Origin of the sequence: Paenibacillus sp. HB172176 (assembly GCF_011947265.1) — a bacterium.
GTDB lineage: Bacteria > Bacillota > Bacilli > Paenibacillales > Paenibacillaceae > Pristimantibacillus.
Genome location: NZ_JAATHD010000002.1, coordinates 1 through 22,461 on the forward strand (window position 1 = coordinate 1; position 22,461 = coordinate 22,461).

The following is a 22,461-nucleotide window of genomic DNA, read 5'->3' on the forward strand; positions in this document are numbered from 1 at the left end:
CAGCATTAACCAGTGGGAGAAGTTGAATGTCTTCTTGCAAGACGGTCGGCTCGAGATCGATAATAATCGAAGCGAACGCTCGATTAAACCGACAGTTATCGGCCGTAAGAACTTCCTTTTCAGCAATACGCCGCGCGGGGCCAAGGCAAGCGCAACCATCTATAGCATCGTGGAAACAGCGAAGGCGAATGGTCTGAAGCCGCAAGCCTATCTGCAGTATCTGTTCGAACAGTTGCCGCAGCTTTCAGATTCGACAGACCCAGAAGCTTTGGGTAAACTGGCTCCTTGGTCGCCGTCATTGCCCATTATCTGCCGATTATTTACGAAATAACGAAAGCGGACAGCCCTCTATATAGAATGGAGGGCTATTCGGCGTTTCGTCATCCTATTTGGCTTCCATTCCAATACCCATATCCAAAATCGTGTCTTGATGTGTGCTGGATTTGACGCTTACCCAGAGAACACTCATTGAGGAGTTTCTGAACTGGTTGGAAACCTGCCGCGGCTGTGCGATCTCCACACGTAACCAACGGCTTGCCGCCATTCATGCCTTTTTTCGGTATCTCCAATTGGAGGAGCCCGGCCATCTGTTTCTATGCCAACAGGTAATGGCGATTACAATGAAACGCTCGGCAAGCAAAGCGATGAATTATTTGACACTGGATGCCATGAAGGCCATTCTGGAACAGCCGGACCACTCTTGTTTTTTGGGCCGGAGGGATCTTGTGCTATTGAGCCTCATGTATGATACGGGCACTCGAGTTCAGGAAATTGCCGATCTCGTGGCAGCTGATGTTCGGCTGGATGATCCTCCAACGGTCAAGGTAACGGGGAAAGGGAATAAGAGCAGAGTCGTGCCCCTCATGTCGCCAACAGCCAAGTTATTAGACCAATACATGGCAGAACATGATCTCAAATCTGTTCCCCATCGTTCTTATCCCTTATTTCAGAACCGCTCGCGTGAGAAGTTAACCCGGGCAGGCATAGCCTATATTCTCAAAAAATATGTGGATGAAGCCCGTGCACATTATCCCGAACTTATCCCTAAGGTCGTCTCGCCGCATAGTTTCCGGCATTCAAAGGCCATGCATCTCCTACAAGCCGACGTGAATCTGGTATATATTCGTGATTTGCTGGGACATGTCAGCATTAAAACGACAGAAGTTTACGCTAGAGCGGATAGCCAAATGAAGCGAGATGCCCTTGAACGGGCGTACCAAGCTACAGCGCCCTCGGAATTGCCGGTATGGCAGAAGAACCAGGAACTGCTGAAGTGGCTTAAAGATTTGGGCCGATGAACGAAGACCGTTATGTAAAGTTCTTTATCTCAAATGCTGCAACAGATTTGGGATTAGAGGTCCAACTTTACATAACGGCTAGCTTTCCATAACCCTTGTTATGTGAAGCTTCACATAATAAAGGCAAGGTTGAGCGTCTGAACGGCGCTGTGCAAAGCTTCTTGGACGAGGTGGCGCTTGAGAACGTCAAGTCGCTGGATGAACTTAACAACTGGTTCCAGGTATGGCTATCCGAGTGTTACCAGAATAAGCCACATGCCGCGCTCGCGAACAAGCAGACACCCGAAGCGGCGTTTCGAAGCGACCCGGCAGCACTGCAGTTCATCAATCCCGAGCACCTGGCGGATAGCTTCCTTCATTCGGAACAGCGGAAAGTGGACAAGGTCGGATGTATCAACTTCCAAGGCAAGAAGTATGAAGTCGGGCTGCTGTTCATCGGACAAACGGTACAAGTCGTCTATGACCCGACAGATATCACGGAAGTGACGATCGAATACGAGGGATGCACGCCGTGGAAAGCACATGAGCTCGTCATTGGAGAGAGGGCAGGCAAGCGGCCAGCCCTTCCGAAGCATCTGCAAAAGCAGCCGGCAGCGGAGTCTCGCGTGCTCCGCGGTGCAGAACGGAAACATGACGAGCGTACACAAATCCAAACGCCGGCCGTCTCCTACCGCATGCTGAGGAAGGAGGCTAGCCAGGATGTTTGAATCCTTCTACGACATGACTCGCACGCCATTCGCTCGGGACATTTCCGTGACAGAGCTTTATCCGGCGAGTGCGATGGAAGAGATGTTAGACCGTCTGCAGTACGCGGCCGAGCGCCAATTATTCGCCGTCATCACCGGTGACTGCGGGACGGGCAAGACGACGACCGTCCGCCGGTTCGCCGCCATGCTGGATGTTGCGAAGTATAAGCTGCTGTACCTGTCGGACTCCAAGCTAACGCCGCGCCACTTCTACAAAGGGCTGCTTGAACAACTCGGGTGCGAGTCGAAGTTCTACCGAGGCGATGCGAAGCGTCAGCTGCATCGCGAAGTGGAACTCATGCGCGGCATTCATCGACTGGAACCGGTTGTCGTCGTAGATGAAGCCCATTTGCTCGATCGGGAGATGCTGGAGGAAGTGCGCTTCCTGCTCAACTTCAAAATGGATGCACAGAGCCCCATGGCGCTGATTCTAGTCGGGCAAAGCGAGCTTTGGGATAAACTTAGGCTTCAATCCTACACAGCGATTCGTCAGCGAATTGACCTGCAGTGCAAGTTGCCCTACTTCGATCGTTCCCAAGTCGGTGGGTATCTGAAGCGTCAGTTAGCGTATGCCGGAACCGATCATGAGATATTCTCCGACGAGGCGGTAAATGAAGTTTACCGATTCTCGGGTGGATCGGCCAGACTCATCAACAAGTTGTGTACCCACTGCCTCATCTACGGAGCCCAGATCAAGCGCCGCATCATCGACGATCATATGGTGAAGCACGTGATTCAGGGTGAATTGTCGTGAACGAGCCTTGGAACCGGATGACCTACGATCAAGAAGTAAAATGCTGGTTTGTCCAGCTAGAGGAGAAAGCTTATCCCGTTTATTGCGGTGAGTGCTTTGAAATTCGCATTGGAGATGGTGGCATCCCATGTCGGATTGAGATTGACCGTCATTGGTACGTGATCATGAGAGAAGCCCGATTTAACTTGAGGAACAAAGACATTTATTATATTCGATTCGTTTAACAGAAATGGGAAAGCCGAAACATCTGGGCTTTCCCATTTATCGAATCTCTCTGGACATCATTACAATCAGACCTTGGACAGCGAACACGGTCATTTTCTGGACAGTATGGATCAGCAGTAACAATTTTCAAATTAAAGTGAGATCATACAAACCCTTAAAAAATGTAACAAAAATGAATTGGTTCTACTTAAATGAGTTATATGATTTGGACAATCCAACTTCAACAAGTATTAACATAGATAAATTCTATAATCAGATAATCCATAGTTACATATTTTATCCCAAATTACGAAAGCCCATAAATTTAAGCATTAGGAATTAAGTGCTCAGGGAATTACAACCAGTTTTGGAGCGGAAATTCGGCGTATTCTTAAATAAGCGTGAAATACGACTACACTTTCCCCCTCCCCACACGAAGAGGCAACGGAATTTCCAAGACTAATTTTGGGATTATTCTTTATTCCAATAAAATACTTTTTCGTTCCATCTGTAGCCATGCCCATCGGTTTTGAAACGATTCCGCCATCTTTAAAGTAAACTGGCGACTGCTTCGCACCAGTACGCCTGCACAATGAATAAACGCTCTGCGAAAGCGCTGAATGGTGAAGGATCGATGAATGGGATCGCAACATTGCATCTTGAAGCGTTCAAACAAATTGTAGGCAATTAGCTTGAGTAGAAGATCAATCTCGTTGGCTGCAAACGATTGTGTCGGAATACGGTGCATGGAGAATCCATACTTGCCTTCTTTGATATAGTTCTCCATGCAACAACGCTGATTGTAGAAGCGCCATACATCAATGGCTTCCCATGCTTCGGTCGTGACCATGGCTTCATACTGCCAAAACAAGTCCAACTCGAATTGAGATTGATCATCGTGGAAACGTTGCATCTTGCGGATAACGGCAACACGGCGAGTCTTTTCCCAACTGGTTGCCTTGTAGCGCCTATGTGAAGCAACAAATTGAGAAACGCGGCCATCAAGCGATTATGCTGGATATAGGCGTTATCGGTCCGCCGCGCGCCATAACGCCGGCCTGGTCTTCGGACGCGGTTGCCGCCATGGCAGGCTTTACGCTGAAGGAATTGGCCGCGTTCAACGACAGGGGAAAAGCGCTCGGCATAATGGCAGCAGGAGCCGCCAAGCTTGCAACAGAACTGCAGGTTCAAGGGAAAATCGACGGCATTCTGGGCATGGGAGGCACGGGCGGAACCTCCGTCATTGCGTCCGTGATGAGAGAGCTGCCGTTCGGCTTCCCCAAGGTGTTTGTATCGACAACCGTTAGCGGCGACGTCAGCCACATCGTGGGAACCAAAGACATCGTGCTTGTACCCTCCATCGTGGACGTGGCGGGACTTAATGCCGTGAGCAAATCCGTTTATGCCCGCGCGGCCGGAGCGTTATGCGGCATGATCGAGCAGACCATCGAAGAGAAGGCGGCGAGCCGCCCCGTCATCGCGGTAACGATGTTCGGCAATACGACGCCTTGCGTGGAACGAAGCGTCCGACTTTTAAACGAGGCGGGCTACGAATGTCTCGTTTTCCACTGCACCGGGGCGGGCGGACGAACCATGGAGAGCTTATGCGAGGATGGACGGATTGCCGCCGTGCTGGATCTTACGACGACGGAGTGGGCGGATGAGCTGTGCGGCGGCGTATTCAGCGCCGGTGAGTCCCGTCTGAAAGCTCCGGGAAGAGTCGGCATTCCGCATCTGATTGCGCCGGGCTGCATCGACATGGTCAACTTCGGCCCTTCCGAGACGCTGCCCGCCCGATACCGGAATCGCTTATTGTACGAATGGAATGCAAACGTGACGCTGATGAGAACGAACGAAGCGGAGAATCGGCAATTAGGCGGCATATTCGCCGGAAAGGCGAACGCGGCGAAAGACGACGTTGCTTTTCTGGTTCCCCTTCGGGGATATTCTATATTAGGCATGAATGGAGAACGCTTTCACGAACCGAGGGCGGATCATGCCTTTGTCGAAGCGCTGCAGGCGCAATTGAATCCCGCCATCTCCATCGAGTTGCTGGATATGGCGATTAACGACGAAGCATTCGCCGATCGCGCCGTCGAGACGTTATTAGCCATGCTAGATAGGAAGAAGGGAAGTAATAGATGACTTATCGATTCGCATTTTCTAGACCTACGGCCTCTACGGACGAGGAACAGACCTTATTCGGCCAATACCAAGGAGCCGGTTATGACGGACTGCAGCTGAAATGGAGTCAATATACGCCTTACTTGAACGACGCCGAAGCTTTTATCGCGCGTTGGGGTCGGCCTGCCGGTACTGCATCGGCTCTAATTACGGGAGGGCCTTTGCCGGATGACGACAGCAAGGAGCAGCTAAGGCGGCTCTATAAATTTGCGCAACATGTAGGGACGGAGATTATCGTTTATTGCCATGCCGTCTCCAGAAAGTTGGTTACGCGCGAAGGAATCGCGGCATTTGCTCCCGTATTCGAGGAGATGGGCAAGGAAGCCCGGCAGCACGGCCTGCAATTATCGCTTCATCATCATTATGATCAACCGCTTATGTATCGCGAAGACTTCGACGTCTTTTTTGACGGCGTCCGGGATCCGGCCAATGTCGGCTTGACCATCGACACCGCGCATTTGGTGAAATCGGGCATCAACGACGTAGCGGAGGTAATCGCGGCTTTTTCTCCATACATCAATAATTTCCATATGAAAGACTTCTCGAACGGAGATTATCGAATATTGGGTCGCGGAGGAATCGACTTTGCACCGATTTTCCAGGCCGTAAGGGATATTGGGTATAGCGGATGGATATCCGCCGACGAAGAGAGCGGCGGCGAAATAGGCACGGGCATGACGGAATGCCTGCAATTCATGAAATCGGGACTAGGAGCGTGAAGGCCATGAAAAAGTTTAGAATCGGCATGGTGGGCGCAGGAGCGGTAACCAGAATGCACTTGCTGGGTTACGCCGGGCACGGAGACAGAATAGAGATTGTCGCGATTTGTGATCCAAGCGAAACCAATGTTAACGAACGAGGTGACGAATTTGGCATTCCGGGCAGATACACTGACGTGGGGGCCATGATTGAGCAGGCCGACTTTGACGTTGCCGTCGTATGCACGCCGTCGACCATTCGCAGAAGCGTCGTTATGCCGTTGCTCCAGGCCGGCATCCCGGTATTCGTCGAAAAGCCGTTTGCGGATACGCTGGAGGAAGCGAAGGCTTTGGCGAACGAAGCGGAAAGAATGGGTATTCCGGTAGCGGTCAATCAAAATTTCCGCAAGCATCACAAGTTCGATTACATCCGCGAGCTTGTGAAGGATGGCGTCATCGGCAAGCTGGAGGGGATTGGGTTCGACTCCTTATTTTACCGTCAGGATGCCGGTTGGCGCCTGCAGACGGATCGCCATGCCTTATCGGTCATGGCCATTCATTGGTTCGACGGGATCCGGAGGATCGCGGATGCAGAAGCGAAATCCGTTTATTGCACACGCTATTCCTCCCAAGCCATCAATTGCGTAGGAGAGACGGACGCGACCGTGCAGATCCTGTTCGACAACGGAGTCAGGGCACATTTCTCTCAAAGCTTTTCCAGTCCCTTCGTCAAAAACGAATTGATCGTCATGGGCAGCGCAGGCGTAATTAGCAGCTCCTCCGATGACATCCATCTGTACCGTCTGGATCCATCGGGCATACCGACCTGGCATCCAACGCCGGTCCAAACCTGGAGAAGCATCATGCCGATCGAGGAGGCCGTATATGATGGACTGAATCAGCTGCTAACCTGGATTGAGACGGGCGCGGAAGCGGCCAACAGCGCGCGCGACAACCTGCACACGGTGGCTTTGCTGGATGCCGCCTACATCTCGGCTAGCGACAATGAAGTCGTTAAGCTTCATAACGGATTGCTGAACGTACAGGCGTAACTAACAAACATGCAAAGGAGCGGAACCCTTGACCACGACCGATAAGCAAAACATTCTGAACGGATTGCGGTCCAAAATACGCGAGCGAAAGCCTATCATCGGAGCCGGAGCAGGCACCGGCATCACAGCGATGGGAGAAGAAGCCGGCGGAGCCGACCTCATCGTCATCTATAATTCCGGGAGATTCCGCATGGCCGGCCGCGGTTCCTTGGCAGGGCTGATGCCTTATGGAGATGCCAATGCCATCGTCATGGAGATGGCAAACGAGGTGCTGACGGCGGTAAAAAACGTCCCCGTCTTAGCCGGCGTGTGCGGCACGGATCCCTTTCGCGACATGAACCGGTTTCTGGACCAGGTAGAAGCGGCGGGTTTTGCCGGCGTACAGAACTTTCCAACCGTGGGACTGTGCGACGGCAATTTCCGGGCGAACCTCGAAGAGACGGGTATGGGCTACGACAAGGAAATCGAGATGATTGGAATCGCTTCCCGCAAAGGCTTGATGACGACGCCGTATGCCTTTAACGAAGAGGAAGCCCGCGCGATGACGGCCGCAGGCGCGGATATCGTCGTCGCGCATCTCGGCTTGACCACGAACGGGAATATCGGCGCCAAGACGGCGATGAAGCTGGACGAAACGCCGGAAGCCGTGCAACGGATCGCGGATGCCGCGCTTACGGAAAATCCGGACGTCATCGTCCTCTGCCACGGCGGTCCTCTAGCGGAGCCGGAGGATGCGTCATATGTGTTGCAGCGCACGACAGGCGTCCATGGCTTCTACGGAGCCTCCAGTATGGAAAGGCTCCCGGTCGAGACGGCCATTGCCGAGCAGATCCGAAGGTTTGTCTCCATTGCTTTTTAAGCGGCTCGACAAGAAATGACAGGGAAGGAGCTGCGCCGAAGCGCGGCTTCTTTTTTCATACGGATGGAAGAGGGGGTCATGGAATGCTATAATCGCAAGAAAACGGGAGATGCAGGAGGGGCGGTATGTTTCGAGTACTTCATTCCATGAAAATTTTTCATAAGCTTGTATTGCTGATGCTGCTTCTCACGTCTATCGTATGCACCGGCTTTTTGGTCGCGGCTACGATATCGTTCAATACCTTCGATACTATGCTTCACGAGCATGCGTCCCGATCCATGAATTTGTCCGTTGCGGGAATCGAGAACGAGATTGCCAACATCGAGAAGCTGTCCATGAACATGGCGCTGGATAGCCGGATTCAGGAACAGATGATCAGCATTCGTGGAGAGCTATCCTCTTACGAGCGGGTACGGAAGATGGCGGACTTCCAGCGGCAGGTTCTGCAATACATGTTTGCCGAGAAAAGCATATCCTCCTTCCGATTCCTGAATGAAGAGGGCTACGAGTTCTACGTCGGGCAGAACCAGGTGACGAACGACGAGGACGAATTGGCGGGGATCATCGACAAGGCGCGCGCGGAGGAAGGCGGCGAAGTTTGGGTAGAGCTGTCCGGAGAATCGCCGGGGCTTGTGCTGGCGAGGGAGATCCGATCCATCTTCAAGCCGACGCTGGAGACGCTGGGTACGTTGATTTTCCGGATTGACTTCCGCAACCTCGTGGAGCAGCATTTCGGCACGACGGGGGATGCCGACGTGAAGCTGTTTATGTTATCGCAATCCGGTACGGTTTATTACCGTCCCGCGGACGCAACGTTTGACGGGTTCGACGCTTCCGGCCTAGCCTTCGAAGGGGATAACGGGTTCTTGCTGCAAAAGATGGGGGGAAGCTCCTATTTCTTATCCTATACGAAATCCGATGCTTCGGGATGGCTGTATATCAGTCTTATTCCATACGATGAAATATTCAAACAGAAGTCGGAGCTTCGCAATACGATTTTCCTGCTCGTTGGGGGATTAATTGTCATCGCGCTGCTTATCAGCTTCCTGTTCGCAAGAGGGTTTACGAGACCGATTTCCCTGCTGACGGGTCAGATGAGAAATGCGGAGAAAGGCGATTTCGACGCCTCGCTGCTGGACATTCGCGAAGCCTCGCGCATGGACGAGATCGGTTATCTGCACAAGCGGTTCAACAGCATGATCCGCAACATCCAGCAGCTTATCGACGAAAATTACAAGAAACAGATCGTCATCAAAGACACGGAATACCGCGCTCTGCAGGCGCAGATCAACCCGCATTTTCTGTACAACACGTTGAATTCCATCAACTGGATGGCCCGCAGACGCAACGACGACGTCATTTCGACCATGGTGGAATCGCTCAGCGGCATTCTCCGTCTAACCATCGACGATAAGCGTGCCATGATTACCGTCCGCGAAGAGATCGAGCTCATTCAGGGCTATATGTATATTCAAAAGGTGCGTTACGGCAAACGAATCGACTTCTCCATCGAGGTGCCGGATTCCGTCAAGGAATGCCCGATTCCTAAATTCACCTTGCAGCCGATCGTCGAGAACGCGATATACCACGCCGTCGATCAGATGGCGGATGTCTGCCATATCGTATTGACCGCCGAGCCTAACGGAGAACTGAATGCTGTCGTGTTTACAATACGGGACGACGTGCCCGGGCTCGACGCCGATAAGCTTGAACTGCTGCGCTCCTTCCGATTGGAGGCACGGGGGACGGGAATCGGTTTAAAGAACATACAGGAGCGGCTGGTGCTGATTTTCGGGGACGGATACGGAATCAAAGTCGACAGCAGCCCCGGCGAAGGATTGATCGTTAACGTTATCATTCCTGCATCGTCTTAACCTTTCCCTCAATTCCACGAAATATTTCAGAAAGTACACTGCTTTTTCCATATCCGAACGCTATGCGGAAAGGTATTGTAGTAGCTATGAAATGGTTTGATACAGCAGGGGGGCTTCGGCATGCAATATGCGTACTTGGGAAGGTCCGGCCTGAAGGTGAGCCGGTTATGTCTGGGGACGATGAACTTTGGTGTGCATACGGATCAGAATGAAGCGTTTCGCATCCTGGATGCGGCTTTGGATTCCGGCATTACCTTTATCGATACCGCAGACGTATACGGCGGAGTGAGCGGAACTGGCGCTTCAGAGACGATTATCGGCAATTGGTTGGCGCAGGGAGGCAACCGAAGAGAACGGGCGGTATTGGCAACGAAGCTGTACGAGCCGTTAGGCAGTACGCCTTACGGCCCCAATGATGAGCGGGGATTGTCCGGGTTTAAAATCCGCAGGCATCTGGAAGCTTCGCTTAAGCGGCTGCAGACCGACCATGTAGAGCTGTACCAAATGCATCATGTCGATCGCAGGACGTCATGGGAAGAGTTGTGGGGCGCATTCGAAAATATCGTCCATCAAGGCAAAGCGGATTATATCGGATCCAGCAACTTTGCCGGATGGCATCTGGTCAAAGCGCAGGCTGCGGCCAAGGAACGGAAATTTCTTGGTCTGGTGAGCGAGCAGCATGCCTACAATTTAATGAAACGGCATGCGGAGCTCGAAGTCCTTCCGGCGGCAATGGAGCTCGGGATCGGCATCGTGACCTGGGGACCGCTCGCTGGCGGGCTGCTTGGAGGCCGCTCTACGACATCGGATGGGGGACGACGTTCCGGCATGTCGGCGGACCGCTGGGAGCGGGCGAGACCGCAATTGAAGCAATTCGAGAGCTTATGCAAACAACTGGGAGAGAAACCTGCCCATGTCGCTCTTGCCTGGTTGTTGGACAACCCTGCCGTTACGTCGCCCGTAATCGGTCCACGTACGGCTGAACAATTAGTGGACACTCTGCGGGCTGTCGAGATTAAGCTGGATGACCCTATCCGCAAGGAGCTGGATAACATCTTTCCGGGACTTGGCGGCCCGGCTCCAGAGGCATATGCATGGTGAACCGTTAGACATTGGTATTATAATTTGACGCTTAAAACATGTGAGATGAAAAAAGAGGAGGCGGACAAGATGGGGGTAAAGGAATTGCCAAATGGCGTGTGGCCGGTCATGCTGACGCCGTTCGCGCAGGACGGCTCTGTGGATTACAATGCTTTGGAGCAATTAATCGAATGGTATATCGACAACGGCGTACACGGTTTGTTCGCCATGTGCCGCTCCAGCGACATGTTTCAGCTTACTCGCGACGAGCGAATCGACGTCGTTCGTTTCGTACAAGAGAAAACGGCGGGGCGCGTGTCCGTCGTCGCGTCCGGTCATGTTTCGGACTCCTTCGAGGAGCAGCTCAAGGATATCGAAGCCATCTCGGAGATTGGCGTCGATGCCGTTGTCTTGATAACCAACATTCTGGCACAAGCGGAGGATGGAGAGGACGTATGGAAGCGGAACGTAGAAACCATTCTGGAGCGCTTCCCAGGCACGACGTTCGGCTTGTACGAATGTCCAAGCCCGTTCCAGCGGTTGCTGTCCCCGGAGCTGATTAAGTGGTGCGGCGAGACGGGGCGCTTCACGTTCATGAAAGAATGCAGCAATAACTTGGGGCAGATCCTCGAGAAGATCAAAGCCGTGCAAGGAACGCCGCTCAAAATCTACATCGCCAACAACCCGCATCTGCTGGAGGCGATGCAAGCGGGAGGCCACGGCTACAGCGGCATGCAGGCGACCTATCAGCCCGACCTGTATTCATGGCTGACGAATCATTGGAATGAAGACGCGGAGAAGGCGGCCTTGGTGCAAAGCTACCTTGGCGCGACCTGCGCTTTTGAAGGCAGGCAGTACTATATCGCCACCCGATATTACCTCCAGTTGGAAGGAATCGACATTACGCTCAAGAGCCGCATGAACCGGGCTGTCGGCGATTTCCGTCCCACGAACCGGCGGGAAATCGAACAATTTAGAGCATATAACAGATATTTCAAAAAGACGCTCTTCTCCCAGGGCGGCTAATCATACCGTCATTCAAGCCCGCCGGTCCTTGTGCACGGCGGGTTCTGTGCGACCTGGGGACGGGCAGAGATAACAAGTAACGAGGAGGAGCGCGTTATGTATACCGTATTATTGGTAGACGACGAGGAATTGGTATTGGACAGCATTGCGGGTCTGATTCATTGGGAGCGACACGGCTTCAGGCTGACGGGGACGGCAACCAACGGGGCAAATGCGATGGAACGATTTCGCCAGGAGCCGGTGGATATCGTGATTACCGATATTCGAATGCCCGTCATGAACGGCCTGCAACTGATCGAACGATTGAAGGGAGAATACGCAAGCACGGAGTACATCGTGCTGACCGGTTATGGCGACTACGAGTATACGGGACCGGCGATGGCTCTCGGCGTCAGGCATTATTTGCTTAAGCCCTCCAACGAAGTGAAAATTTTGGAGGTGTTATTGAAGGTTGCGGAAGAGCTGACGGAACGAAGGAGGCATGGGCTGTTCCTGGATCGGCTGCAGAACGACTACAAGAAAATGCTGCCCCATGCCAAGGATCAACTGCTGCGTGATATCGTATTAACCGGCATCTACAACAAGCAGGACGCTGATTACATGATGGACGTCTTCAAAATTACCCAGCAGAGATTTCAGTTGATGCTGTTCACCTTTCATCATGAAACGGAATATTTCCAACGCTTCGCTCTTAAGAACATCGCCGAAGAGGTGTTCAAGGAGGAGGGCGCGTACTTGACGACGATTATTAACGATCAGATTCTGCTTCTAGTGAACGCGGATGCCTTCGAAGCGATTGCCGATAAAGCCAAAAACGTTCAACGCATCTACAAATCGTATTATAAGCTGGCCGTCATCGTAGCCATCAGCGACGAAGGCGGCTTCTCCTCTATCCGCTCCATGTACGAGAGCGTCAAGCATTGCCTCAATTATGGCTTTACGTTCCAGGAGGGTTATATCGTAACGCCTCAGGACGTCATGAAAGCGGAGGGCGGGCTGCCCCTAGAATCCTGCAATTTGACGGAGCAGCTGGCTGCCGCGGTTCGGACGGGCAACGTCGAAGGCGTGTCGAAGTCGATTGCCGAGGCGGTCCGCGGCTTCGAGAGCGGTCTATTCGAGACGAAGGAGGCCAGGAACTACTGTCTGGACCTTTACCTTGCGGTCATCCGACAGTCGGAGGGAGCGCTCGACGAATTTGTACCCCGGATTCCGGCCCTCTACAATATGTCCAACCTGCAGGGGGCATTCCAACTGCTGGAACAAACAGCCTCCGAGCTGGCCCAGCGCAACGCGAGCCTGACGGCCAAGAGACAAAGCGACGTCATCGATTCGGTGCTGCAGATTATCAAAGAAAACATAGGGAATCCGGATCTGTCGCTCAAGTGGATCGGCAATGAGCTGCTGTATGTTAACGTGGATTACTTGGGCAAATTGTTTACCAAAAAAACGGGAAGCAAGTTTTCAAGCTACCTGATTCGGCTTCGAATGGAGTCGGCGGTGAAACTGATGGAGGAAGCGCGCGATTTAAAAGTATACGATATCGCCGTAAGGACGGGATACCCCGAGGATGCGCAATATTTCAGCAAAGTATTCAAGAAGTATACGGGAAAAACGCCGACGGAATACATGCGAAATCTCGAATCCAATTCATGAGTCTCTCGGCGATCGCAATTGCTCGATTTATTTCAGTAATCTACTCTGCTTTTTCCATGTCGAAAAAAGCCGCATCGCGGTATCTTTGTAATAGAACGAAATAGTGGTTCAGGCCTGGAAACGCTGATTCGATTCATGTAACAACAATCTATATCAGGGGGATACAAAACATGAAGAAACGTGTTTCGACTACGATCGCTTTGACATTGGCGTCGGTGCTTGCCCTGTCGGCTTGCACCGGCGGCAACAACAATAACGGACAAGCGACGACGCCATCGGCGACAAATGCAAGTGGCAGCGCGACGGAAGCTCCGAAGGATGTCAATCTGCGCATCATCTGGTGGGGAAATCAAGACCGGCACGATATTACTTCGCAAGTATTGGATTTGTACAGCGCGTCTAAACCAAACATTACATTTTCTCCCGAATATCAAGGCTTTGACGGATATTATCAGAAGCTCACTTTGCTTGCGGCTTCCAACAACATGCCTGACATTTTCCAATTCTACGTTGGCGCTAGCGAAGCAAACCAATTCACAAACAAAGGGCTGGTAGAGCCGCTGGACGAATACATCGCGAACGGCCTCATCGACGTGTCCAATATCGGCGAAAGCACGTTGTCCGGCGGCAAGGACAAAGACGGTAAAATTTACGGTATTCCGCTCGGCGTCAATGCCCGCGCGATGTTCGTGGACGTCGCCGCTTACGAAAAAGCAGGCTTGACGATACCGGAAAACGGCTACGATACATGGGAGGCGGTCTATGAAGACCTTAAAGTCCTGAAGGGAGTTACGGGGTCTTACGGTGCCGACGATATTCTAAACAGCGCGTTCACGTTTCATTATTATGCTCGCCAATTCGGACAGTCTGCCTATGCAGAAGGAACGGGCATCGGCTTCGACGAGAAAGTATTCACCGACTTTTTCAACATGAGAAAGCAATGGGTCTCGGAAGGACTGATGCCGAAGATGGATGCTACGTTGTCCGTTAAAGGGCCGGAGGAATCCTTCTTCGTAAAAGGCCAGTCTGCCGTGCTTGTCGGCTACACCAACCAATATCCTTCCATTGCCAAAGCTGCAGGCCGAGATATTCGCATGATCATGCTGCCGGGTCCGAATTCGGACAAAGCGATGGATGTTCGCCCTGGTCTTCACTTCTCCATCTCCTCCAAATCGGAGAACAAGGAAGAAGCTGCTCAATTTATCAGCTACTTCGTTAACAATGTCGAAGCGAACATGATTCTGAACGCTAACCGGGGCATGCCGATCTCCAGTACCGTTCGGGAAGCGCTATCCGCATCGTTCGAGCCGGAGATGAAGGCCGTTGCCGAATACATGGAGAAGGTAGCCGGACACAGCGGTCCTCTTGATCCTCCTGTACCTGCGGGCACTGGCGAAATCCAGGCTTTAATGGAAGACATCGAGCAACAAATCATGTTCGACCAAATTTCGCCGGCCGACGGTTATGCCAAGCTAGCGAAAGAAGCAGCGAGCATTACGGCCGATTATAAAGAATAACAAACATCAGCGGCCGGTTGCTTGAGATTTCCTTCAAGAAATCGGCCGCAGACAGGTAAGGTGACTACGATGGCAAAGCTGCGGACGAATAAGCTGGCTGGTTTCGAAAGCGGGGCGGGTTATATGTTCATTCTGCCCTGGATTATTGGTTTCATTGCCTTTACGGCAATCCCGTTTTTGGCTTTGTTTTACTTTGCATTTACGGATTATGATTTGTTATCGGCTCCAGGCGGAGTAGGTCTGGACAATTTCGTCAAGATGTTTACATCGGATCCCAAGTTTTGGACGAGCTTAAAGGTTACGTTTCTCTATGTTCTGACAGCCATACCGTTACGTCTGGTATTCGCTTTGGCGATCGCTTTGCTGCTAAACATGAAAATCAGATTTGTCGGTTTGTATAGAACGGCGTTCTATATTCCTTCCATTATCGGAGGAAGCGTGGCTGTTGCGGTCATGTGGGGACAGCTGTTCGGATTGAACGGAGCCATTAACGGCGTCGTCGAGGCGATCTTCGGGTTCCATCCCAACGTCTCCTGGATTGCCAATCCCGACACCGCGTTATGGACGCTTGTGTTAATGGCGGTCTGGCAGTTCGGTTCGCCGATGATTATTTTCCTCGCGGGTCTCAAAAACATTCCGGAATCCTACTATGAAGCGGCCGTCGTAGACGGTGCAGGAGCATTCCAACGATTTATCAAGATTACGATTCCGCTTCTGACGCCCGTTATTTTATTTAATTTAGTCATGCAGATTATCGGCGGCTTTATGACCTTTACACAAGGTCTTATTATTACGGGCGGCGGCCCGATCGATAAAACGTTGTTCTATCAGCTGCACGTGTACAGACAGGGCTTTGAATTTTTTAATATGGGATATGCGGCCGCGTTGTCCTGCTTCTTGCTCGTGATCGTCGCGATCTTTACCGCGTTGGTATTTAAGTCGTCATCATCATGGGTACATTACGAGTCGAAAGGATAGGGGCCATGACCAGATCATTGAATTATAACAGGGGAAAGCTTTTCATTCATCTGCTCTGCCTCGCCATCGGCGTCGCTTCGTTGTATCCGATCATCTGGCTGGTGGCGAGCTCCTTTAAGGAAACTTCGCAAGTATTCGTAAGCGCGCAATCGCTTGTTCCTACCGTATGGGACTTCTCGAACTATGCGAAAGGCTGGAAGGGATTCGCGGGCATTACATTCGGAACCTTCTTCACTAACACGATCATCATCGTCAGCCTGACGGTTCTCGGCACGCTGATCTCTTGCGCCATGGTCGCTTACGGCTTCGCCAGGATCAAGTTTAGATGGAAGGGCTTCTGGTTCGGAACGGTTATGCTGACGTTGCTCCTGCCCGGTCAAATCGTGCAAATTCCGCAATACATTATTTTTCACGAAATCGGCTGGGTCAACACGTTTCTGCCGCTCATCGTGCCGGCTTTTTTCGGATCGGCGTTCTTTATCTTTCTGATTATGCAATTTATCCGCACGATTCCTTACGAGCTTGACGAAGCCGCCAAGATCGACGGCTGCAGCAGACCCGGCATTTTTCTGCGCGTCATTCTGCCCCTGATCGTGCCGGCTCTCGTCACGACCGCCATCTTCGAATTTTATTGGTCTTGGGACAACTTCTTCGGCGCTTTGATCTACCTGGGACAGCCAAAGCTGTATACGCTTGGCGTCGCGCTTCGTTTGTTCGCGGATCCAAGCTCCGGCACGGACTGGTCCGCGATGTTCGCGATGGCTACATTGTCGCTTCTGCCTCCTATCGCCGTGTTTTTTATCTTCCAGCGTTATATCGTGGAAGGCATTAGCACGACGGGGCTGAAAGGATAACGGTCATGAAGGGAGAAATGAGATGATGCGACTGGATAATGCTTTGCAATGGAGCGGTTCTGTAGCCATCCGCGTGGAAGGAGAGCAGACTCCGCCCGTCAAGCATGCGCTGCGCATGCTTCTTCGCGACTTCGAGAGCGTGCTTGGCGAGAAGCCGACCGTCGTGGAAAAGCGGGATCGACATGTGGAGCTTGTCATTCGCTACGCGGATGCGGAAGAAACCAACCTCCAACGCGCAGAGGCTTACGGCTTCAGATTTCCCGCGGAGGGCGGGGGCTCCGACATGAGAATTTTGGGTTGTGACGAGCTGGGACTGGTATACGGGATGCTGGAATTCAGCAGAAGATATCTGGGCATCCAGCCGTTCTGGTATTGGGCGGATCAGACTATCGCGAGGCGGGAGAGCGTCGAAATAGACCGTTCGCCTTACGACTCTTCGGCGAGCAAGGTCCGATTCCGCGGCTGGTTCGTCAACGACGAGGTATCCCTGATCGGCTGGAAGGAGCCTTATCCGCCGTCGCGCGAGGTGTGGGAGCCCGTATTCGAAGCTTTGCTGCGCTGCGGGGGCAATATGGTCATTCCGGGAACGGACTTGCCTCGCCACGGCGTTCATTACGAGGTCGCGGAGGAGATGGGGCTTTGGGTGACGCATCACCATGCCGAGCCGCTTGGCGCGGAGATGTTCCTGCGCGCCTATCCCGGCAAGCAAGCCAGCTATCAGCAGCATCCCGAGCTGTTCGAGGCGTTGTGGGAAGAGGCGATTCAGGAGCAAAAGGACAGGAAGGTCGTCTGGGTACTCTCGTTCCGAGGGCAGGGCGACCAGCCGTTCTGGGAACAGGACCCTTCGTTCGATACGCCGGAGAAACGCGGTGGGATGATCGGCCGCGTCGTACGCAGGCAATACGATATGATTCGCAGAAGCGTCGCGGAGCCGATCTGCAGCGTCGCGCTGTACGGAGAAATCGCCGAGCTGTATAAGGGCGGTTACATCGATCTGCCGGAGGACATCATCAAGGTGTGGGCGGACAACGGCTATGGGAAAATGGTCTCTCGCAGGCACGGCAATCTGAATCTGCGCGTGCCGGCGTTGCCCGCGTCTTCAGACCACGGCAAACACGGCATCTATTACCACGTTACGTTCCACGATCTGCAAGCGTCGAACCACTTGACGCTGTTCCCGGGCCCGGCCTCCTTCGTCAAGGACGAGCTGGAGTCCGCGTTCGCGGCGGGCGCCGATGACTACCTGCTGGTCAACAGCGGCAATATCCGGCCGCATGTCTATATGTTGAACGCCGTGCGCGAGCTGTGGTCCGCCGGCCGTATGGATGCGGACCGGCATCTGGAGAGGTTTGTCGCTTCCTATTACGGTAATGGCCGGGAGGAGCTGGCAGAGCTGCATCGGAGCTTCGCCGACGCTGCTATTGCGTACGGCCCGAATGCCGACGACTGGGCGGGCGACGAATATTACCACCATCCCGCCCGCAAGATAATCGGGCATTGGCTGACGGGGAAGGGCGCTGCGCCGGATGCCCGTCTAATCTGGGGCGCGGGGGATGTGCCGTTCCCGGAGCAAGTCAAGGCGTTCGAAGTTCGTCTGAAGGCGGGCATCGAGGCATGGGGAGACTGGCTGGCGCGCTGCGACGCGGCCATCGCCAAGCTGGATGAGGCGGACGCGAGGAGAGCTCGCGATCAGTTACGCTTCCACGGCGCCCTGCACAAGAGCGGCAGTGAAGGTTTCTACTACTTATGCCGCGCTTATGACGCTTACCGCGAGGAGCGATACCCGCAAGCGTTCGTTCTCGCATCGCAGTCCGCGTGGGCATATCGGGAATCGCTGGCAACGCTGAGGGACGCCGAGCACGGCAAGTGGGAACGCTTCTACCTGGCGGACTGGCTTACCAACGTGGAGCGTACGCTAGAGAATGTGGATACGGTCAGGCGTTACCTTCGTCTGCACGGCGACAGCCCGGACTTCTTCCTCTGGTACAAGGAGTACCTCATGCCGGTCGCCGAGAAGTATATCTATCTGGAGAATACGCATCGAAACCCGCTGTCCGACGATGAGCTGGCGGAGCTGCTGAAAGTGCATTTCGAAGGATTGGAACGGCAGTAAAAAGATGAAGAAAGCGCATTTTTTCCGGCGATCTGCCGGAGGAGTGCGCTTTTTGATTTGTGAGGCGGACGAGCGGTTATCTGTCGTCATAATCGTCTTGGCGATGACGCGGACCGCAGAGTGTACCTCAATCCTATCCTCTTTCTGAATTCTTTTGGCGATCTCAATTCCGGTTTTCTAGGCAAAGACGGGCGTCAGTTCAGGAGACACGGAGGTGCAATCTGTCTGTTTTTTTCATTAAATTGCTCGAATAATTCCATGTGAATCATGCCCGCGGCGAGGTATCTTTAGGACAACCAAACGTAAGCATGAGGAGGAATAACTTTGAGCAAGACAGACATTTGGCCACGTCCCCGCTTGAATCCGATGCCTATTAAAGTCGCGGGTGTAGAAACGCCGCGAATATCTCTCAACGGCGAGGATTGGAAGCTGCATTTGGAGGCGCCTGCCGATTTCACAGATACCGCAGTCGATATCTCGGCATGGGAGAACGTGACGGTGCCTTTCCAAGTGGACGCGGGGGAACATGAATACGCTTATGCCCGCAACCTTGTCATCCCGGAGGAATGGGAAGGGAACAGGGTGCTGCTGCGCTTCAACGGAGCGAATTGCCTGGCTAGGGTGTTCGTTGACGGGAAGTTCGTACGAGACCACTATGGGGCTTCGTGAGCTGGGATTGCGATATTACAGACTGCGTAAAGGCTGGAAAAAGCCACCGGCTCGTCATCGGCATCACGGACAAACCTCAGGAGGTGAATCCCTTCCATCGGGGAGGGCTGATTCGGGACGTTATATTGTATACGGTGCCCACTTCATACGTAAGCAGATTTCAAGTCGAGACGACATTCGACGAGAGGTATGCCGATGCGATTCTGAACGTCTCCGCGTCCATCGAAGGCGGCAAAGGCCTTCTTGCCCTTACCTTGATTTCTCCATCGGGGAACGAGCTTGCATTGAGACCGATGACCGGGGAAGCGGGCTTGGATTGGAACGCGCAATACGATGTGCCGGAGCCTGCCAAGTGGGATAGCGAGCACCCTAATCTGTATACGCTAGCCGCTGGCCTAACGGTGGATGGCATCCTCGTAGAGGAGGTCGAACTGAAGCTTGGCTTTCGCCAAATCGAGTGCAGAGGCAATGAGGTATTCATTAACGGCCAGCTTCTAAAGCTTCGGGGCATCAATCGGCATGATATTCATCCCATTTCGGGAAGGGCCCTAACGCACGAACAGTGGGAGGAGGATGTCCGTCTTTTTAAGGAAGCCAACATTAACTTTATCCGGACCAGTCATTACCCGCCGAGCCCGGTCTTCCTGGACTTATGCGATCGTTATGGCATTTACGTCGAGGACGAGATTGCCGTGTCGTTCCTGGGTTACGGGACATGGCACACGGAGAACGACCCTGCTTACACTTCCCGTTACATGGACCAATTCGCCGAGCTGATCGAACGGGATCGTTCCCGTCCGAGCGTTATTATATGGTCCCTCGCCAACGAGAGCTATTGGGGCGACAATCTGGCCATGATGAATGCCTACGCGAAGCAGGCCGATCCCGGCCGACTTACGATTTTCAGTTATCCGCTAACGCAGTTCGAGGATGATCTGCCCACAGATATTTGGAGTAATCACTACGACAGATGGGATAGGGACCTGGCCGACCTGACGGATTGTTTCCGCCGCAGCCATCACGATCCCGAGGACAGACCCGTGCTGCACGACGAATCGACACATATCCCTTGTTACAATAAGGGCGAGCAGCAGCGCGATCCCGGGGTCAAGGACTTCTGGGGCGAGACGATCTATCGTTTCTGGGAGCGGCTGTGGGAGACGGACGGAGCACTGGGCTGCGCGATATGGGCCGGCATCGACGACATCCGGATCAAGGACAGCCGATCCTTTACCCACCCATGGGGCATTCTCGACGGCTGGCGGCGTCCGAAGCCGGAATATTGGCATACGCGCAAAGGATTCTCGCCAATCGTGCTGCCGAGTCCGCCCAAGACCGACGGTTGCGCCACGGTCCTGGACATAGTCAACCGTTTCAACCATACCAATCTGAACGAGGTCAGCATCGGCTGGAAGCTGGAGGGGCGGGAGGGCGTGCTGCTCGGACCCGATGTGCCCCCGCGCGGGGCAGGACGGCTTGTTATTCCCGCTGCCTATCGGAGCGGCGCAACGTTGGAGCTGACGTTCACCGATCCGTTCGGCTTCCGGGTGGATGAAGCCGTGCTGGAACTGGACGTACCTGCCATGCAGTCTCCGAAGCTATCCGGAACGGCACCGGCCATTAACAGGGAAGGGGATTCCATTGTCGTTGCGGGGCCGACGTTTTCGATTGTTTTCTCTGCGGTGACGGGGCAAATTACGCAAGGTTACGACAACGGCGAATTGGTGCTTACAGGAGGCCCCATTCTTAACCTGACGGGGTTGGCCTTGGGACCGTGGAAGCTCGAGAGTATAGATGCCGTCGAAGTATCGGGTGCCGCGCAGGTGATTTTGCATGGCCGGTATGACAAGGTTGCTGTTACCTTCGTCATCACCGTTGATGCCGACGGACTGATGGAGACGGCGTATACGATTACCGACATGCCTTACCCGAGTCCTCGGGAAATCGCCATCAGCGGAGGCATTACGTCACATGCCGGAGGATATGACGAAGTAGGCGTCTCTTACGTAGTAGCGGAGGGACTGGATACTTTGACCTGGAAGCGGAAGGGCCTCTGGAGCGTGTACCCGGACTGGCATATTGCGAGGCTGGAAGGGCGGACTGGCAAGCTGAATCCTGGGGGTGCCAACGTGCTGGATGCCAAGCCGGACTGGGACTGGCGGATGGACGAGAAGGACTGGCCGATCTTCGGCAAATATGATATCGGACGATGGGGCACGCGCGATTTTACAAGCATGAAGCCGTCGATTCTGTCCGCTTCGTTGGAGAACGGGCAGGGGAAGTTCTCGGTCTTGTCGGACGGGAGCGCATCCGTCAGGATGGAAGTGATGCTGAGGCCGGATCATGTCGTGAATGACGACGATCCCGGCATACGTTATTCGGGAAGCTGGGCGCGACAGGCTACGCGTTACCGTACGATAGGGAATTCGGAAACGTGGTCGGCATTCGGGGGAGATTACTGCGAATACAGGTTTGTAGGGACGGGGATCGCGTGGTATTCCAGTCAGGACCGTATCTGCGGCATGGCCAAGCTTTATGTGGACGGGGAATTGAAGAAGGCGGATATCGACTTGGGCTTGAGTCGTGCCGGCAAGACGGCGCGGGGCTACAGACGATTGCACAAGCAGTTGGTTTATGCCGTGCAGGATCTTTCCATGGGCGAGCATACTTTGCGGATCGAGGTTACTGGGGAGAACGCACCGGGCTCCAACAACAGTTATGTGAACATTGACCATTTTGTCGTGTTGGACGGCAAAGAGATCGGGGATACCCGCTTTATCGTGAACAACGAATTTAACTATCCCGAAATTTCGTGGGGAGATTACACGAAACCGCCGATTGCGGTGTCGTCCGGCTATACGGGGCGCGCCTTTACGAAGCTTGGCAGGTAAAAAAGAAGGCG

General features: G+C 53.4%; 20 protein-coding genes. 19 read left to right on the top strand and 1 reads right to left on the bottom strand.

The annotated features are described in order from the left end of the window. From HFP08_RS02285 to HFP08_RS02305, 5 genes are all read left to right on the top strand, one after another. Positions 1–331: IS66 family transposase (locus HFP08_RS02285; RefSeq protein WP_168118915.1), on the top strand; the 331-nt coding region annotated here is incomplete at its 5' end. Between the two features lie 103 nt (positions 332–434). Then, entirely contained in the window at positions 435–1,298 is an 864-nt protein-coding gene (locus HFP08_RS02290; protein ID WP_206109164.1) for a site-specific integrase, read from the top strand. A gap of 149 nt (positions 1,299–1,447) precedes the next feature. Next, positions 1,448–2,005, top strand: a complete 558-nt coding sequence (locus HFP08_RS02295) for a Mu transposase C-terminal domain-containing protein (protein WP_168118916.1) — start codon at positions 1,448–1,450, stop codon at positions 2,003–2,005. Further along, positions 1,998–2,798 (top strand): ExeA family protein, encoded by an 801-nt coding sequence (locus tag HFP08_RS02300; protein ID WP_168118917.1) that lies wholly within the window; start codon positions 1,998–2,000, stop codon positions 2,796–2,798. Before HFP08_RS02295 ends, HFP08_RS02300 begins: the two co-directional genes overlap by 8 nt. 17 nt (positions 2,799–2,815) lie before the next feature. Continuing rightward, positions 2,816–3,022, top strand: coding sequence for a DUF5348 domain-containing protein (locus HFP08_RS02305; protein WP_240941092.1), 207 nt, complete (start codon positions 2,816–2,818; stop codon positions 3,020–3,022). Between the two features lie 458 nt (positions 3,023–3,480). Here the strand turns inward: HFP08_RS02305 and HFP08_RS02310 are convergent, their stop codons facing one another. Then, entirely contained in the window at positions 3,481–3,924 is a 444-nt protein-coding gene (locus HFP08_RS02310) for a transposase (protein ID WP_346768719.1), read from the bottom strand. A gap of 50 nt (positions 3,925–3,974) precedes the next feature. On the opposite strand from HFP08_RS02310, the gene HFP08_RS02315 reads away from it, so the two are divergent. From HFP08_RS02315 to HFP08_RS02380, 14 genes are all read left to right on the top strand, one after another. Next, positions 3,975–5,147, top strand: coding sequence for a Tm-1-like ATP-binding domain-containing protein (locus HFP08_RS02315; protein WP_240941034.1), 1,173 nt, complete (start codon positions 3,975–3,977; stop codon positions 5,145–5,147). Then, positions 5,144–5,905, top strand: a complete 762-nt coding sequence (locus HFP08_RS02320) for a sugar phosphate isomerase/epimerase family protein (RefSeq protein ID WP_168118919.1) — start codon at positions 5,144–5,146, stop codon at positions 5,903–5,905. The genes HFP08_RS02315 and HFP08_RS02320 overlap by 4 nt, the downstream gene beginning before the upstream one ends. Before the next feature lie 5 nt (positions 5,906–5,910). Then, a complete protein-coding gene (locus HFP08_RS02325; protein ID WP_168118920.1) occupies positions 5,911–6,936 on the top strand; it encodes a Gfo/Idh/MocA family protein in 1,026 nt (341 codons plus the stop codon). Positions 6,937–6,964: 28 nt separating this feature from the next. Then, entirely contained in the window at positions 6,965–7,795 is an 831-nt protein-coding gene (locus HFP08_RS02330; RefSeq protein WP_168118921.1) for a phosphoenolpyruvate hydrolase family protein, read from the top strand. Between the two features lie 125 nt (positions 7,796–7,920). After that, complete coding sequence (locus tag HFP08_RS02335; RefSeq protein ID WP_168118922.1) at positions 7,921–9,669, top strand: cache domain-containing sensor histidine kinase; 1,749 nt, start codon at positions 7,921–7,923, stop codon at positions 9,667–9,669. A gap of 120 nt (positions 9,670–9,789) precedes the next feature. Further along, positions 9,790–10,770, top strand: coding sequence for an aldo/keto reductase (locus HFP08_RS02340; protein WP_168118923.1), 981 nt, complete (start codon positions 9,790–9,792; stop codon positions 10,768–10,770). A 69-nt stretch (positions 10,771–10,839) separates the two neighbouring features. Beyond that, on the top strand, positions 10,840–11,775 hold the full coding sequence (locus HFP08_RS02345; protein WP_168118924.1) for a dihydrodipicolinate synthase family protein: 936 nt from the start codon (positions 10,840–10,842) through the stop codon (positions 11,773–11,775). Between the two features lie 96 nt (positions 11,776–11,871). Next, positions 11,872–13,428, top strand: coding sequence for a response regulator transcription factor (locus tag HFP08_RS02350; RefSeq protein ID WP_168118925.1), 1,557 nt, complete (start codon positions 11,872–11,874; stop codon positions 13,426–13,428). 170 nt (positions 13,429–13,598) lie between these two features. Next, a complete protein-coding gene (locus tag HFP08_RS02355) occupies positions 13,599–14,945 on the top strand; it encodes an ABC transporter substrate-binding protein (protein WP_168118926.1) in 1,347 nt (448 codons plus the stop codon). A 69-nt stretch (positions 14,946–15,014) separates the two neighbouring features. Further along, entirely contained in the window at positions 15,015–15,923 is a 909-nt protein-coding gene (locus tag HFP08_RS02360; RefSeq protein WP_168119427.1) for a carbohydrate ABC transporter permease, read from the top strand. Between the two features lie 5 nt (positions 15,924–15,928). Beyond that, the gene (locus HFP08_RS02365; protein WP_240941035.1) at positions 15,929–16,777 is read left to right on the top strand and encodes a carbohydrate ABC transporter permease; all 849 of its coding nucleotides are present in this window, start codon (positions 15,929–15,931) and stop codon (positions 16,775–16,777) included. 22 nt (positions 16,778–16,799) lie between these two features. Beyond that, positions 16,800–18,890, top strand: coding sequence for a glycosyl hydrolase 115 family protein (locus HFP08_RS02370; RefSeq protein ID WP_168118928.1), 2,091 nt, complete (start codon positions 16,800–16,802; stop codon positions 18,888–18,890). 324 nt (positions 18,891–19,214) lie between these two features. Beyond that, a complete protein-coding gene (locus HFP08_RS02375; RefSeq protein WP_168118929.1) occupies positions 19,215–19,559 on the top strand; it encodes a hypothetical protein in 345 nt (114 codons plus the stop codon). Beyond that, positions 19,556–22,450: a glycoside hydrolase family 2 TIM barrel-domain containing protein gene (locus HFP08_RS02380; protein WP_168118930.1), complete on the top strand. Its 2,895-nt coding sequence runs from the start codon at positions 19,556–19,558 to the stop codon at positions 22,448–22,450. Before HFP08_RS02375 ends, HFP08_RS02380 begins: the two co-directional genes overlap by 4 nt. Positions 22,451–22,461: the final 11 nt, after the last annotated feature.